General features: G+C 44.4%; 15 protein-coding genes and 1 riboswitch. Of the genes, 11 read left to right on the forward strand and 4 right to left on the reverse strand.

Going from position 1 to position 14,586, the window contains the following annotated elements:
- Nucleotides 1-55 precede the first annotated feature (55 nt).
- Nucleotides 56-1,729, reverse strand: coding sequence for a gliding motility protein RemB (locus tag K7A41_RS10390; RefSeq protein ID WP_265713677.1), 1,674 nt, complete (start codon nt 1,727-1,729; stop codon nt 56-58).
- A 194-nt stretch (nt 1,730-1,923) separates the two neighbouring features.
- Between K7A41_RS10390 and K7A41_RS10395 the strand changes: the two genes are divergently transcribed.
- The 4 genes from K7A41_RS10395 (at nt 1,924) to K7A41_RS10410 (ending at nt 6,060) form a co-directional block, all read left to right on the forward strand.
- Entirely contained in the window at nt 1,924-3,339 is a 1,416-nt protein-coding gene (locus K7A41_RS10395; protein WP_028068460.1) for a glycoside hydrolase family 125 protein, read from the forward strand.
- A gap of 53 nt (nt 3,340-3,392) precedes the next feature.
- Nucleotides 3,393-4,217, forward strand: a complete 825-nt coding sequence (murI, locus tag K7A41_RS10400; protein WP_265713678.1) for a glutamate racemase — start codon at nt 3,393-3,395, stop codon at nt 4,215-4,217.
- Between the two features lie 186 nt (nt 4,218-4,403).
- Entirely contained in the window at nt 4,404-4,649 is a 246-nt protein-coding gene (locus tag K7A41_RS10405; RefSeq protein ID WP_265713679.1) for a hypothetical protein, read from the forward strand.
- Between the two features lie 157 nt (nt 4,650-4,806).
- Entirely contained in the window at nt 4,807-6,060 is a 1,254-nt protein-coding gene (locus tag K7A41_RS10410) for a PQQ-dependent sugar dehydrogenase (RefSeq protein ID WP_265713680.1), read from the forward strand.
- A gap of 390 nt (nt 6,061-6,450) precedes the next feature.
- Here K7A41_RS10410 and K7A41_RS10415 read toward each other — a convergent pair whose 3' ends face one another.
- Together K7A41_RS10415 and rlmH are read right to left on the reverse strand one after the other, a co-directional pair.
- The gene (locus K7A41_RS10415; RefSeq protein ID WP_262709480.1) at nt 6,451-6,579 is read right to left on the reverse strand and encodes a hypothetical protein; all 129 of its coding nucleotides are present in this window, start codon (nt 6,577-6,579) and stop codon (nt 6,451-6,453) included.
- A 46-nt stretch (nt 6,580-6,625) separates the two neighbouring features.
- Nucleotides 6,626-7,099, reverse strand: coding sequence for a 23S rRNA (pseudouridine(1915)-N(3))-methyltransferase RlmH (gene rlmH / locus K7A41_RS10420; RefSeq protein ID WP_028068465.1), 474 nt, complete (start codon nt 7,097-7,099; stop codon nt 6,626-6,628).
- A gap of 197 nt (nt 7,100-7,296) precedes the next feature.
- Between rlmH and K7A41_RS10425 the strand changes: the two genes are divergently transcribed.
- A complete protein-coding gene (locus tag K7A41_RS10425) occupies nt 7,297-8,214 on the forward strand; it encodes a DUF3078 domain-containing protein (RefSeq protein WP_232048768.1) in 918 nt (305 codons plus the stop codon).
- Between the two features lie 95 nt (nt 8,215-8,309).
- Here the strand turns inward: K7A41_RS10425 and dnaB are convergent, their stop codons facing one another.
- Nucleotides 8,310-9,923 carry a replicative DNA helicase gene (gene dnaB, locus K7A41_RS10430; RefSeq protein ID WP_265713681.1) on the reverse strand — a complete coding sequence of 538 codons (1,614 nt, stop codon included), beginning with the start codon at nt 9,921-9,923 and terminating at the stop codon, nt 8,310-8,312.
- 378 nt (nt 9,924-10,301) lie between these two features.
- Here dnaB and ubiE point away from each other — a divergent pair, with 378 nt between their 5' ends.
- The 6 genes from ubiE (at nt 10,302) to K7A41_RS10460 (ending at nt 14,551) form a co-directional block, all read left to right on the forward strand.
- Nucleotides 10,302-11,042: a bifunctional demethylmenaquinone methyltransferase/2-methoxy-6-polyprenyl-1,4-benzoquinol methylase UbiE gene (gene ubiE, locus K7A41_RS10435; protein WP_028068468.1), complete on the forward strand. Its 741-nt coding sequence runs from the start codon at nt 10,302-10,304 to the stop codon at nt 11,040-11,042.
- Between the two features lie 26 nt (nt 11,043-11,068).
- Entirely contained in the window at nt 11,069-11,830 is a 762-nt protein-coding gene (locus K7A41_RS10440) for an SDR family oxidoreductase (RefSeq protein WP_028068469.1), read from the forward strand.
- A gap of 8 nt (nt 11,831-11,838) precedes the next feature.
- Nucleotides 11,839-12,288, forward strand: a complete 450-nt coding sequence (locus tag K7A41_RS10445; RefSeq protein WP_028068470.1) for a GatB/YqeY domain-containing protein — start codon at nt 11,839-11,841, stop codon at nt 12,286-12,288.
- An 81-nt stretch (nt 12,289-12,369) separates the two neighbouring features.
- Entirely contained in the window at nt 12,370-12,828 is a 459-nt protein-coding gene (locus K7A41_RS10450) for a GNAT family N-acetyltransferase (RefSeq protein ID WP_028068471.1), read from the forward strand.
- Between the two features lie 8 nt (nt 12,829-12,836).
- A complete protein-coding gene (locus K7A41_RS10455) occupies nt 12,837-13,211 on the forward strand; it encodes a DUF423 domain-containing protein (RefSeq protein WP_028068472.1) in 375 nt (124 codons plus the stop codon).
- A 7-nt stretch (nt 13,212-13,218) separates the two neighbouring features.
- A riboswitch (Fluoride riboswitch) is annotated at nt 13,219-13,281 on the forward strand.
- A 31-nt stretch (nt 13,282-13,312) separates the two neighbouring features.
- A complete protein-coding gene (locus K7A41_RS10460) occupies nt 13,313-14,551 on the forward strand; it encodes a chloride channel protein (protein ID WP_037532133.1) in 1,239 nt (412 codons plus the stop codon).
- Nucleotides 14,552-14,586: the final 35 nt, after the last annotated feature.

The following is a 14,586-nucleotide window of genomic DNA, read 5'->3' on the forward strand; positions in this document are numbered from 1 at the left end:
TGCCGCTAAGAGCGATGGATCGTCGTTTATGTTGCAAATAGATGCTCCCTTGCTGCTATAAGTCGTTATAAATAGCCCGGAAGCTCGAACGGAGGCCAAAAGTTACTACGCCTGATTTGTTGACCACAGGTGTCTCATATTGTGCTTTCGCATATCGCTGCATATACCCCAGTTCTAAGCGTAGATTGTACTTCGGATTGAGCACATAGGCGGCTCTCGCATCGGCATAATAAATGTTGTTTTTGATACCCTGCGCGATATGATTGCCATAGATGTTAGGGATTGTACGGTAGGACTGAAAAATATTACCGCCCATATTGCTGCCGTCTGGTAGGTCAAGACCATTTTGGGTATACATCCCTTGCAAGGAAAAATCCCAGCGGTCCCAGGCATAGTTGACCAAACCCACCAGTTCCCTAAAGTTGGCGCCTTTTGGATGTGCCAAAGGTTCGGCATTGTTGCTATAGTTGGAATACGACTTGAAGTGGGCATAAGTATAGGGACGTGCTGTATTATATTCCGCCAAGAAATTTAGGTTTTTGACACCAAACATGTTATAGCCTCTCACCCCTAGCTGCGCACCCCATTTGTTGTGCGCGTAACCGTTTCCAGCAAAAAATTCTTTCGCCGTAAATTCGCCCAGAAGAAATTGACCATAGGCCGTTAAATTGTAAGGTAGCTTATACTTGGACGTCAGACCCAAAAACATCTTATCGGGCGACGTACGATTGTTGCTTTCAATCGGGCGAATAAAAATAATCGGACTTAAATAGCTAAAATCAAATCCTCGTTTCCCTGCTTCGTCTTGTGCGGCCCAAACAACCGACTGAAAAAAGCCTAATGATAATTTGTTCGTCACATTCCAGTCCAGGTATTGGAAAGCGCCCCATTTTTTTCCATCACCAAGACGACTATTATTCTGCCCTTCCATCGGGAATACCCCTGTTAGATCTTGTCTAGGGTGTGTAGGGTCATTCATGTAAGCCCAAATGGAGGTATATTGAACATTACCAATCGTTCCCGTCAATTTCAAATGGGCATAATTGGAGGAGAAGTCAGATAACAACATGGAGCGATAGCCATCTCCAATGAAATTTTTATCATAGGCTAAAGTAACCTGCACATATTTATGCGCGTCATATGTCATACTAGCCGTGGCATACATCCAGTCCATCTTGTTCTTCGATTGAAACTTGGTGTTTCCCTGGCCGGGAATGACCTTGTTGGCAACGATATAATCGTCCAAATATTTCGGAAATACTGCCTGGCTTTCAAATGCCGAGGTATTGAATGTAAATTTGTTTCCCACATTCAATCCCACCTGAAATCCACGTCCGTTCATCCATGTACGACGCTTGTCACCCCGCAGATCCTTTCCGATATACATATCAGGCAGAAAGTCAGCGTAAAAACTGTAGTCATCTTTGTCTACTTGTACCAAATGCTCATTAAAAATCTTGCGCATAAACCAGTTGGATGAAGAAACCGGCTTGTTGGATTGAATGGAATCGAACTTCGCCAACAACAGCGAATCCTTGATAACAAAGGGTTTGGCTGAAGTATGCATCCTTGTATCCGTCGAATAAACCACATCATTCATCTTCTGATAAAAATGATAAGAATAGGGCTGGCTCTTAATTTGTCCAAAACCTGAAAAGGTCACCCCTACTCCGATGCCTGCCAACACTATCGGAAGTAAATTATTTTTTTTTGATATATGAAGCCTCATAAAATTAATTCAAGATTATTTCTTCTAGCAAAATGCATTCCAACTGCAAATTAACCGAATAAAAATGACTTAAAGAAAATACGCGTTCAGATTTATAATGCTAAATCGTATTTGCTATTCCTTATATCTAAAAATATTTCTATCTTGCATTTTATTAAATAACCGTAGTATACTAAAATCTAGCCTTAATAAGCATGAAACGCAGAACATTTATCCAAAATGCAACCTTACTGACCGCTGGAGCATTGGCGGGCAGGTACTCTTTTGCTCAGGAGCATTCCTTTCCGACGGTACGCACGCCCAAAGAAAAAAGACTTTTCTCCAGTAAAGTAATTGAAGATGCCATCGCCGAATTCCAGAAAAATGTAAAAAACAAAGAACTGACCTGGTTATTCAACAATTGCTTCCCCAATACATTGGATACAACGGTGTTCCCGTATGTGCAAAACGGCAGAAATTACACCTATGTAATTACTGGGGATATTGATGCCATGTGGCTCAGGGACAGCAGTGCTCAAGTATGGCCGTACCTTCCCTTCATGAAGAAAGATAAGAAGCTACAGGACCTTATTGTAGGTTTGATTCAGAAACAAAGCAAGTGTATCAACATTGATCCTTATGCTAACGCTTTCTATAATGACCCGAATAAAAAGGGCGAATGGTTCAGTGACCATACCAGCATGAAACCGGGGATCCACGAGCGGAAATGGGAGATTGACTCGCTATGTTATCCGATCCGTCTGGCTTACCATTATTGGAAAGAAACGAATGACAGCAGCCCGTTTAACGAGGAATGGCTGGAAGCTCAGCACAAGATTTATCAAACATTTGTGGAACAGCAGCGCAAAGATAGTTTGGGGCCCTACAAATTTGAAAGAACGACCTCCCGTGGGTCAGATACCTTGCAGGTTGACGGATACGGATATCCGGTGAATCCGGTAGGATTGATCTGTTCGAGTTTCCGGCCTTCGGACGATTCGACGATTTTTTCGTTTTTGATTCCATCTAATCTTTTTGCGATTGTCAGTCTGAGACAGGCAGCAGAAATCCTAAGAAAAGTAAAAAACGAGCAAAATCTTGCAGGAAAGATGGAAGCACTGGCCGATGAAGTGGAAGCTGCAGTCAATAAATACGGCATTATTGATCATCCGACACTGGGCAGGATATACGCCTTTGAAGTGGACGGATTTTCAAGTCATCTGATGATGGATGATGCAAATATCCCCAGCTTACTGGCTTTACCTTACCTCGGAGCGGTCGATGTGAATGATGAGGTCTACCAACGCACCCGCAACTTTGTGCTATCCGAGAAAAACCCGTTCTTCTTTAAAGGTACAGCGGCTGAGGGCATAGGTGGCCCCCATATCGGCCGTGACATGATCTGGCCAATGTCCATCATTATGCGTGCGCAGACATCACGGGATGACGAGGAGATCCGCAGTTGTATCAAAACCTTGGTCAGCACCCACGGTGGTACTGGCTTCATGCACGAATCATTTCATAAAAATGATCCAAAAAAATTCACCAGACACTGGTTTGCCTGGACCAATACATTATTTGGTGAATTAGTTTGGAAAATCTACAAGGAAAAACCATCTTTGCTTCAATAAAAACTAAACTTATAACGCAATGTTATAAGGGCAGTAACTTATAGCATTGCGTTATGGATAAAACATCACCTTCTGGACCTATCGGAATATTCGACTCCGGCTATGGCGGTCTTTCGGTATTCAAAGAAATTCAACAGCTGCTGCCACAGTACGACTATATCTATCTCGGCGACAACGCCCGTGTTCCTTACGGCACCCGCTCTTTTGATACCGTATATAATTATACCAAGCAATGCGTTTTTAAATTGTTCGAAATGGGCTGCAACCTGGTTATACTCGCGTGTAACACGGCTTCGGCCAAAGCCTTACGGACCTTACAGCATAATGACCTTCCGGCAGGCAAGAAAGTGCTCGGTGTTATCCGTCCGACGACGGAGATCGTACACAACTACACCAAGACCAATAAAATTGGTATTCTGGCAACTACCGGAACTGTTAAATCTGAATCGTATAAAATCGAAGTCCATAAGTTTAATCCCGAAATCGAAGTTTTTCAACACGACTGTCCTTTTTGGGTTCCTCTGGTAGAAAATAACGAGATCAATACCGAAGGCGCGCACTATTTTGTACAAAAAGATATTCGCGAGCTCCTGCAACAATCGGATCAGATTGATACGATTGTATTGGCCTGTACACACTATCCGCTTTTGCTGCCCGTCATCGAGAAATATGTACCCAAAGGTGTTACGGTCATCTCCCAGGGACCTATCGTCGCCGGCAGCCTGCAAGATTATCTGCATCGCCACGCCGAAGTTGAGGCTTCCTGCTCGAAAAACGGACAATTGGCTTTTTATACCACCGATGATCCTCGGGATTTCGAAACAAAAGCCAAAATATTCTTCGGAAAGCCAGTCGATGCCAGCCATATCAGCGTTTAACCAGTTCCACAAAGAAACACAAACTGCCGCGACAGCCGACCGTATTTGCTTATATGAGTATCAGAAACGGTCACTGGTCAATCAAAGGCAGCCGGCCGCTACCGAAAATAGCTATTTTCGCAAAAAGCACGGATTTTATAAAACTTTTGCCGCCTACTTTTCGTTATTCAGGTAAAGGAGAGTAAAATGAAAAAGAATTTTATAACCATCGCATATAACGAGAAAACAGACCACTGTGAATCCAAAGATTTCGCAACCTTTCAGGAAAGCGCCGATTATTTCAAGACCTTTGAGACATCGGCCCAGCCCAACTATGTCCCTGTGTGCATCTATAATTTGAGCACAAATACGGTACTGGAAGTCAGTGAATATTACGAGAACAAAGACGGTGAGCTGCAGCAGATACTTGCCCGCTGTGTAGATAATCTGTAAATGGATACCTATAAAAAATGATTCATTTTACCACCGTAAATCTTGTGTTTGCTCCAGCTTCAGCTTGGTAAACAAATTTATTACATTCCGTAAAGTGACATCTCATTAATTTTTAATATCTTCAAGCTGACAATCAGACCAAAAAACAAGTCATTCGATGAAAACCAAACTGACACTAAGCCTCTTAATGATATCATTAGGTTTAACGGCATGCAACTCCAAGCATGCTGGCCCCAATGGTAGCGCAGACAGCAGCGCAACAGCACCAACGGATACCACAAGCTATCCACCTGTAGAGACCCAAAAAGCAATTACGGATTACAAACCAGCCTTTGCTGGCCAGACACGGATTGCGGGTGCAAAAACAGCCACCCCTTACGAAGGTAAGGTTATCGCCGAAGGCCTTAAATCACCCTGGGGGATTACCGCCCTACCCGACGGCCGGTTTTTGATCACTGAAAAGGAAGGCAGCTTACGCATTGCCGCTGCGGACGGAAAATTAGGTGAACCAATAAAAGGACTTCCACCTGTCAATGCCAGTGGTCAAGGCGGATTGCTTGGCTTAACTTTAGATCCGGATTTTACATCCAACCGTATGGTTTATTGGGTCTTTTCTGATAATACACCTTCCGGCACACTGACTGCTGTGGGCAAAGGCAAACTTGCAGCTGACGAGAAATCGGTGGAAGGTGCAAAAGTTATTTACCAGGCAACGCCGGCGCATAAAGGCAATCTGCATTATGGCGGACGTATTCTTTTTGATAAAGACGGAAACCTTATTTTTAGTACAGGCGAGCGTTCGGATCTGGTCACCCGACCTCTGGCACAGGATCTGCAGGCGGCGCTCGGAAAAATTCTGCGTATCACCAAAGATGGGCAGCCGGCGCCCGGAAATCCATTTGCCGGCCAGGGAAATGCCCGTCCGGAAATATATAGTTACGGACACCGCAATCCGCAGGGGCTAGCATTGCACCCAGAGACAGGTGACCTGTGGGAGACTGAATTCGGCCCTCGCGGTGGAGACGAACTGAATAGAATCGTGGCAGGAAAAAACTACGGTTGGCCAACCATCACCTATGGTATAGAATATAAAGGAGACAAGGTGGGCGAAGGTATTCAGCAAAAAGAAGGCCTTGAGCAGCCCGTCTATTACTGGGATCCAGTACTCTCCCCCAGCGGTATCGCTTTCTATACCGGGCAGAATATTCCTGAATGGAAAAACAATCTTTTCATCTGTGGACTCAGCAGTACACATATCGCACGGATTATCTTAAAAGATAATAAGGTCGTCGGTGAAGAACGCTTGCTCGCCGGCGAGGGACAGCGGTTTAGAGATATCACGCAGGGAAAAGATGGGGCACTTTACGCCATTACCGACATGGGGCGATTATATAAAATAGACAAAAAATAACATACGGATAGCCCCTTTTGGGGCTATCTATCTTGTTGGCCACCAAAGCACTCATAGTGAGTGAGGCGGTAGATCTGACACTTTTACCAGTTTGGCGTGATTATTGATACTTTAGGGATAAATCAATAATATATTATATGGTAAAAAAAGAGAAAATGAAAAAATTATTAGAAATCACTCCCCTGTCGTTTTATGTAACCAACTGGGGATTTATCCACAACACTGAACCTAAAAGAACGCGCAAAACGAACCAAACTTCTCCAAAAAACTAAGTTGCGTTCTCCTCAAAAACAATTTTAAATTTTATTAAAAATCATCTGCTGATATCCTCCATACGGATATGAGTAAGAGATTTATTCTTTACTTATCCCGTAAACAGAGGGTATCATGTCAGGCAAAGAAAAATGCTAGCAAAATTACGATGATGATACAGATGATCATGATGTATTTGTTCAATTGGCTATTTTTCTCACCTTCGTCACTCTTATAGTGATAGTCACGTTTATTCGGTAAATTCATAGAAGTCTGTTTTTATTCATGATGAAGTTACGGACTTTTTTCCATATTATTCGTGGTGATAAGGTTCGCCCTTCATAATCGTAAAGGCCCTGTAAAGCTGTTCAGTAAAAAACAGCCGGATCATCTGATGGGAAAAAGTCATTTTGGAAAGGGACATTTTCGCATTGGCACGGTCGTAGACCTTTTGATCAAAACCATAAGGGCCACCGATCACAAACACCATATGCTGCACACTATTGACCATCATCTTTTCCAGATAAGCAGAAAAATCCAGCGATCTGAACTCTTTTCCGAACTCGTCCAGCAAAATCACCATATCCTGTGGCTGCAGCTGCTTCAATATAAGAGCTGCTTCTTTGTCTTTCTGCTGCTCAGCAGAAAGACTTTTGCTGTTTTTGATGTCGGGTATAACGAGCAGATTAAACGTCACGTAGAATTTTAACCTTTTGATATATTTGTCAATTCCCGCTATCAGGTAGCTGTCATCGGTTTTTCCGATGCAAAGTAATGTTATTTTCATTCGTATCAGTTACACAAAAATTAATCTTGGCCCAACCAATGGGCAGACTCTGCTGCTGTCGATAAAGCGCACCTAATGACCTGCATCCATTGGCAGATGGCAAAGTTCGGATTTTATTTAATACTTAGGTAAGCAAAAAAACACAAACAATAAAGAAAGTTATTCGTTAATTCATAGAACCTTTATTTCTAGAAACTATGCACAGAATTCAACTTCCAAACATCAAAAGGCTAAACCCTATTTTTCTTATCGTATTATGTTTGATCAGCTATCGGTCATTAAGCCAGGAGATTGACCCTGACACAAGCAAAACATGGACAATCAAAGGTGAAAACACATTTCTCATCAACCAGAGTTCATTTTCCAACTGGGCCGCGGGGGGCGTCAATTCATTTTCGGGAAACCTCACCCTCAATTACGATTTCAATTATAAAAAAGGTAAGTGGTCCTGGGACAATAAAGCGCTTGCCGCATATGGACTGACATTCCAAAAAGAATCGGACTGGCGCAAAAATGATGACCGACTGGTATTGAATAGTTTACTGGGACATCAGGCTTCCACATACTGGCTCTATACCTTTTTCCTAAATTTCAACACGCAGTTTGCAGACGGCTATGATTATACAAAGGAGCCCAAAGAACGTATTTCACGATTCCTGGCACCTGCTTATCTGAGTTTCGGTCCCGGCTTGGCCTACAAGAGATCCGACAACCTACGCTTCAACTTATCACCTGCAGCGGTGCGATTGGTGATGGTGAGCGATACGCTGCTTTCAACGCGGTATGGACTAGATGCAGGCAAAAAATTGCGGACAGAATTCGGCGCATCTTTTGATGCTTATTATAAGGTAAATCTGATGGAGAATGTCTCTTTCGAGAATATCTTAAAACTTTATTCGAATTACCTGGATAAGCCACAGAATGTTGATATCGACTATACAGCTAATTTATTTATGAAAGTCAACAGATTTATCACAGTCAATGCTGGTGTACAGCTCGTTTACGATGATAACACCGCGCTTCCGATCATTGAAGATGGAAAAGAAGTTGGAAGAAGAAATTCTGCATTACAGGTTAGGCAGATTGTCGGTGCTGGCTTCACGTATAAATTCTAACGGCGCAGATCCCATGACAGGCGGAGCGATTAAATAAAAGCCGAAATCAGTGATTTCGGCTTTTATTTAATCGGTATATGAGAATTCGATATCCATTAGAAGGGGGCATCATCCGGCATATCATTCATACGAGAAGGCATTGTGATGCCGCCACTGAAACCGCCACCAGCAAAATCATCACCAAAGTTAGGTGAGGGATTGAGGGCAGAAGCCGAGAATGTACTAGGCGCATCGCCAAATCCGTCTCCCGCACCCATACCCGAAAACTCATCTTCCAGATCGACAAACTTCACGAATTTACCTACGAAACGGAGCGGTACGATACCGGTTTCACCATTCCGGTGTTTGGCAATAATAACCTCTCCTACCCCTGCAGTCGGCCGCCCTTCTTCGTCTTCGGTCAACCCATAATATTCAGGCCGGTACAGGAAAAGCACCATATCGGCATCCTGCTCGATAGATCCGGACTCCCGTAAGTCGGAGAGCATCGGCCGTTTGCTGTTACCCGGACGTGATTCGACGGCGCGGCTCAGCTGTGAGAGTGCCAATACCGGAATATTCAACTCTTTGGCCACGGATTTCAATGCCCGGGAAATGCTACCGATTTCCTGTTCACGATTTCCACCGCCCTTACCTTCAGCTTTACCATGCATCAGCTGCAGGTAATCCACAATCACCATCTGTATATCGTACTGCGCTTTAAGCCGGCGGCATTTTGCCCTAAATTCGAATACGTTCAATGCTGGTGTATCGTCAATAATAATCGGCGCCTCGGTCAGCCGTCCAATCCGTGAATGCAACTGCTGCCACTCATGGTCCGCCAGATTACCTTTTTTCAATTTTTCCTGTTCGATCTCTGTCTCTCCCGCGATCAAACGATTGACAAGCTGTACAGAGGACATCTCCAGCGAGAATACGGCAACAGCTTTCCCATGTTCAACCGCAGCATTTCTAGCAACAGATAATACGAAAGCGGTCTTACCCATGGCCGGACGCGCAGCGATGATTACCAAATCAGAAGGTTGCCATCCCGACGTCATACGGTCGAGGGCTGTTAATCCCGAAGGTACCCCCGTAAGCCCGTCGGTACGATCGCGCAACATCTCTAGATTGGAGATCGCTTCACGCATAATATCGTCCATCTTGCGCGAGTCTCTTCTCAGGTTGTTCTGTGCAATATCGAAAAGGCTCTTCTCTGCATGATCCAGAAGATCAAATATATCCGAAGTTTCATCGTAAGAGCTGTTGATAATCTCCGTGGAAACCTTAATTAATTCCCGCTGTATATACTTCTGGGAAATGATACGGGCGTGGTATTCAATATTTGCTGCCGACACGACCCTGTCCGTCAATTGCGTGATATAATAGGCTCCGCCCACCATCTCCAGGGCTCCCATTCGCCGAAGTTCAGCGGTAACAGTTAAAATATCAATTGGTGAGGTTTTCTGAAAGAGACCGAAAATAGCCTCAAATATTTTCTGATGAGCTTCTTTGTAGAACGATTCGGGTTTTAAAATATCAATAATCTCACTTAGCGCATTTTTCTCAAGCATCAGTGCCCCCAAAACCGCTTCCTCAAGATCCACTGCCTGTGGCGGTAGCTTTCCGAGGCCACTGACCAAATTATTTAATTTGGTACGGCGCTCACCATAATTGCCACGCTTGTTATTGTCCGTATTATTCGCTTCAAAATTGCTCTCGTTCATCATGATATTATATCAGAAATATAGCTTCGGCCACCTCTAAATTAGGATGGGATAACAAATGTATAAAAAATAAAATTCATCAGCGGCATGAATTACACACAGGTCTTTCCGCTACGAAGATGACAGCTGTCAAAACGCTTTGAAGGACACAGTTTTACAACATCACTTTTTAACATCCAGTGTGGAAAACATGTTGAAAATAAAAAATATACACTCACAGTCAACCTGTTAAAAAATGTGAATAACTTGAATGGATGTGAACTATTTTTCAAAGCGGACGCCATGAATTCGTTTTCGGGCGATGTAGCGTGATGAAAAGCGCCGGAAAAACAAATCTTATTTTCCGTGTTAAAAATAGACTTATATTGTATCTTTGTGATTATGACGCACGACTCTTCTACATTGAAACCCTATAAAGATGCCAATGACGGCAAGAAAAAACAGGTAGCGGATATGTTCAACAACATCTCGCATTCCTACGATTTCTTAAATCATTTCATGTCTCTGGGCATTGATATTATCTGGCGAAAAAAAGCGATCAGGGCCCTAAAATCCATCCATCCACAGCTAATACTGGATGTTGCAACCGGAACGGGCGATTTTGCGATTGAATCCATTAAGATATTGAATCCTAAAAAAATCATTGGAGTCGACATCTCCCAGGGTATGCTGGACGTAGCCAAAAAGAAAATAGCAAGCAAGGGCCTGGAGGGTCAGTTTGAAGTTCAGCTCGGTGACTCTGAAAAACTACAGTTCGACGACAACACATTTGATGCGGTCACAGTGGCCTTTGGGGTTCGCAATTTTGAAAACCTGGAAAAAGGGCTGTCCGATATTTACCGCGTACTAAAGCCCGGCGGTAAAGCCATTATCCTGGAATTTTCCAATCCAAAAAAATTTCCGATCAAACAGCTTTACAACTTCTATTTCAAATATGTGACACCCACCATTGGTAAGTTTTTCTCGAAAGACTCCAGTGCCTACGAATACCTACCGGAGTCGGTTGCTCAATTTCCGGAAGGGCAGCAGTTTGTCGAAATAAACAGAAGAGCCGGGTTTAACCACACGATTGTCAGACCGCAGACTTTTGGCATCTGTACCATTTATGTCGCAACAAAGTAAGTGTCTAAAGGATTAAGTAAAAACATATGACAAAAACAGTTTTCATCACCGGAGCAAGTTCAGGAATTGGTCAGGCTTGTGCCGAAGTGCTGGCAAGAGAAGGTTATGATCTTCTACTCTGTGCCCGTAGGTTAAATCGTTTGGAAACGTTGAAGGAGAAATTAAATACAGCCTATCCTCATATTCGCATTCATACCTTCGAACTGGATGTCAGAGATGCAGAGCAGGTGCAACAGCAGATCAATGGTCTACCGGAAGAATGGAAGAAAATCAATGTGCTCGTTAATAATGCGGGGCTGAGCCAGGGCCTTGACCCCATTCATCAGGGTGATATTGGCGACTGGGACAGAATGATAGACACCAATGTCAAGGGCCTGCTGTATGTAAGCAAGGCTGTAATACCGCTGATGGACACCGAAAATGGTGCACACATCGTCAATTTAGGCTCTATTGCCGGCAAGGAGGTTTATCCTAATGGCAATGTGTACTGTGCAACCAAGCATGCCGTAGATGCGCTGACAAAAGCAATGCGCATTGACCTACTCTCCAGTGGCATCAAAGTCACTTCCATCGACCCGGGAATGGTCGAAACTGAATTCTCGGAAGTGCGTTTTCATGGCGATAGAGACCGCGCCAAGGCGGTATATACCGGCGTACAGCCACTGACCGGCACAGACGTGGCCGAAACCATCCTTTTTGTCATTACAAGGCCTGCCCATGTGAATATCAACGATCTATTAATAATGCCGACAGCACAGGCTACCGGCACGATTGTCAATCGAAAATAATACGTATTATGTCATTAGAAACTCAAATAAATCAAGACATCAAAGCCGCAATGATCGCAAAAGACGCAGCGAAGCTTCGCGGACTGCGGGCTATTAAGGCGGCAATTCTACTAGCAAAAACAGAAAAAGGACACGCTGACGAATTGAGTCAGGATGCTGAAATCAAAGTATTACAAAAACTGGTCAAACAGCGCCGTGAATCTGCAGAAATCTACAGAAGCCAGAATCGCGAAGACCTCTATCAGATCGAACTGGAAGAAGAAAAGGTGATTGAAACCTACCTGCCTAAACAACTGAGCAAAGAAGAGGTTGAATCAGTCATCAAAGATATTATTGCAGAAACAGGAGCTTCCTCTATTAAAGATATGGGCAAAGTCATGGGCGCTGCCAACCAAAAGTTAGCTGGTCAGGCCGATGGAAAAACCATTTCAGAGGTGGTCAAAAGTCTATTAGCATAGTTATCATCCCTATCTATGGGACAAATGGAGAGACTCGCTTGCAGTGTAGCCTTTTCATTTGTCCCCCACTCTTTCACTGCTATGAACAACCATCAATGGGTACTTAAGAAATTTGACGAGCTGACCAATACCGAACTTTATCGTATTTTGAAACTACGGCAGGACGTCTTTGTGTTGGAGCAGGAATGCCTGTATCCGGAATTGGATGGCAAAGACCAATACTGTCTTCATCTTTGGACCGAACAGGACTATGAGATCATTGCCTATACCCGTCTGGTACCTCCTGGTCTCTCTTATCCGCAGCCCTCCATCGGACGCGTTATTGTCGCTAAAGAGGCCCGTGGCACAGGAATAAGCCAGGCGCTGATGCAGAGATCAATTGAGACGGTCCGCGAAGTTTTCGGACCCCATGAAATTCAGATCGGCGCCCAGTTCCATTTAAAATCATTTTATCAGAAATTGGGTTTTGTCCAGAACTCTGAACCCTATCCGGACTACGGAATTCTGCATATCGACATGACCAGACCTATGGATAAGTAATTTACATTATGAACAATATCGTTATCATCACTGCTGCCCTACTAGGCTCCCTAGCTATTATCCTGGGCGCTTTCGGGGCCCATGCCTTCAAAAAGATTCTCCCGTCCGAGAAACTGGAGTCTTTTGAAGTAGGCGTCCGCTACCAGATGTACACCGCCATCACACTGTTAATTCTAGGGCTAAATTTTTCTTTTGAATATCAATCCGAACGAATTGCCTTCTATCTGATCACTTTAGGCACTCTCCTGTTTTCGACAAGTATCTATTTTCTGGCTTTTGCCGCTTATTGGAAAAAGAATCTAAAGTTTTTGGGACCTATAACTCCTCTGGGTGGCCTGCTGATGATAGCAGGATGGGTTGCGATTATCCTTCGTTTTTTATAATTTTGTACCACATACTGGCAATGATGTCTGCCCTGAACCGCCCTAAGAAGCTGATGACGTCTACTTTATAATATAAAAGCACTATTTATATCAAGTAGATTATGGCTGCAAAAGTCCAATACAACACCACTATTCGTTTTTTTTTCAAATGGCTCTTTGCTTGTGCCGCTATCGGCTTCGCAGTGGGGTCTGTGTGTGCCTTTTTTTTATTCTCGTTAAACTGGGTCACACAGTACCGAGAGTCTCAGCCCTGGATTATATATGGACTGCCCCTTGCGGGACTTGTCATCGCAGCATCCTATCAGCGCTGGGGCCATACAGCAAGCCAAGGTAACAATTTGCTCATCACGGAGTATCTATACCCGCAGCGAAGGATTCCTCTGGTGATGGCACCGCTCGTGCTATTCGGAACCCTGCTGACCCATCTGTTCGGCGGCTCGGCAGGACGGGAAGGTACGGCAGTGCAGATCGGCGGTGCGATATCGGATCAGCTCAACCGTTGGTTTGACTTTGACAAAACGGAGCGCCGCATCCTTATTTCTATCGGCATCAGCGCGGGGTTTGCAGCGGTCTTTGGTACGCCACTCGCAGGCGCCGTTTTTGGCTTAGAAGTATTGCTGATCGGGAGAAAAAGATACCTCGGTATCCTCCCCTGTCTCGTTACGGCATACCTTGCGCATCTGAGCTGCCAGCTCTGGAACATACCGCACACCCATTATCCGATCCATGAACGAATACCGGCACTCTCTGCCAGCGGTATCCTGTGGAGCATGATTGCTGGTGTTCTCTTTGGTCTGGCAGCGTGGCTATTTACGCTTGCAGGCGACTTTTTTAGCATCCAATTCAAACGGATTGCATCTCCCCTTGCCAGACCTTTCGTTGGTGGAATTGTTATTATCATAGCTGTTGCACTGTTGGGCAGCACAAAATACATTGGCTTGGGCATCCCGATGATTCAGGAGGCCTTTCGGAGTCCTTCCCCTGACGAAGCTTTTATTCTAAAATTATTGCTGACCACTTTCACTCTTTCGGCTGGCTTTAAAGGCGGGGAGGTGACTCCACTATTTTTTATCGGCGCCACTCTGGGCAGTGCATTAAGTCTGGTCATTCCCTTGCCATTGGGGTTACTGGCTGCCATGGGCTTTGTAGGGGTATTCTCCGGGGCAACCAATACACCGCTGGCCTGTATGGTGATGGGCTATGAGCTGTTCGGTCTACAGCCAATACTGTATATCGCCATTGCCTGCTTTGCTGCATTCATATCATCGGGCAAAAAAGGTATTTATAAGGCACAAAAAGGAGGAGTAAAGGAAACCTTATACCGCAAGCTCAATTTATAGCACGCCACAGATGACGCCTGAAGCTAACGGTAATA

Origin of the sequence: Sphingobacterium sp. InxBP1 (assembly GCF_026191775.1) — a bacterium.
GTDB lineage: Bacteria > Bacteroidota > Bacteroidia > Sphingobacteriales > Sphingobacteriaceae > Sphingobacterium > Sphingobacterium thalpophilum.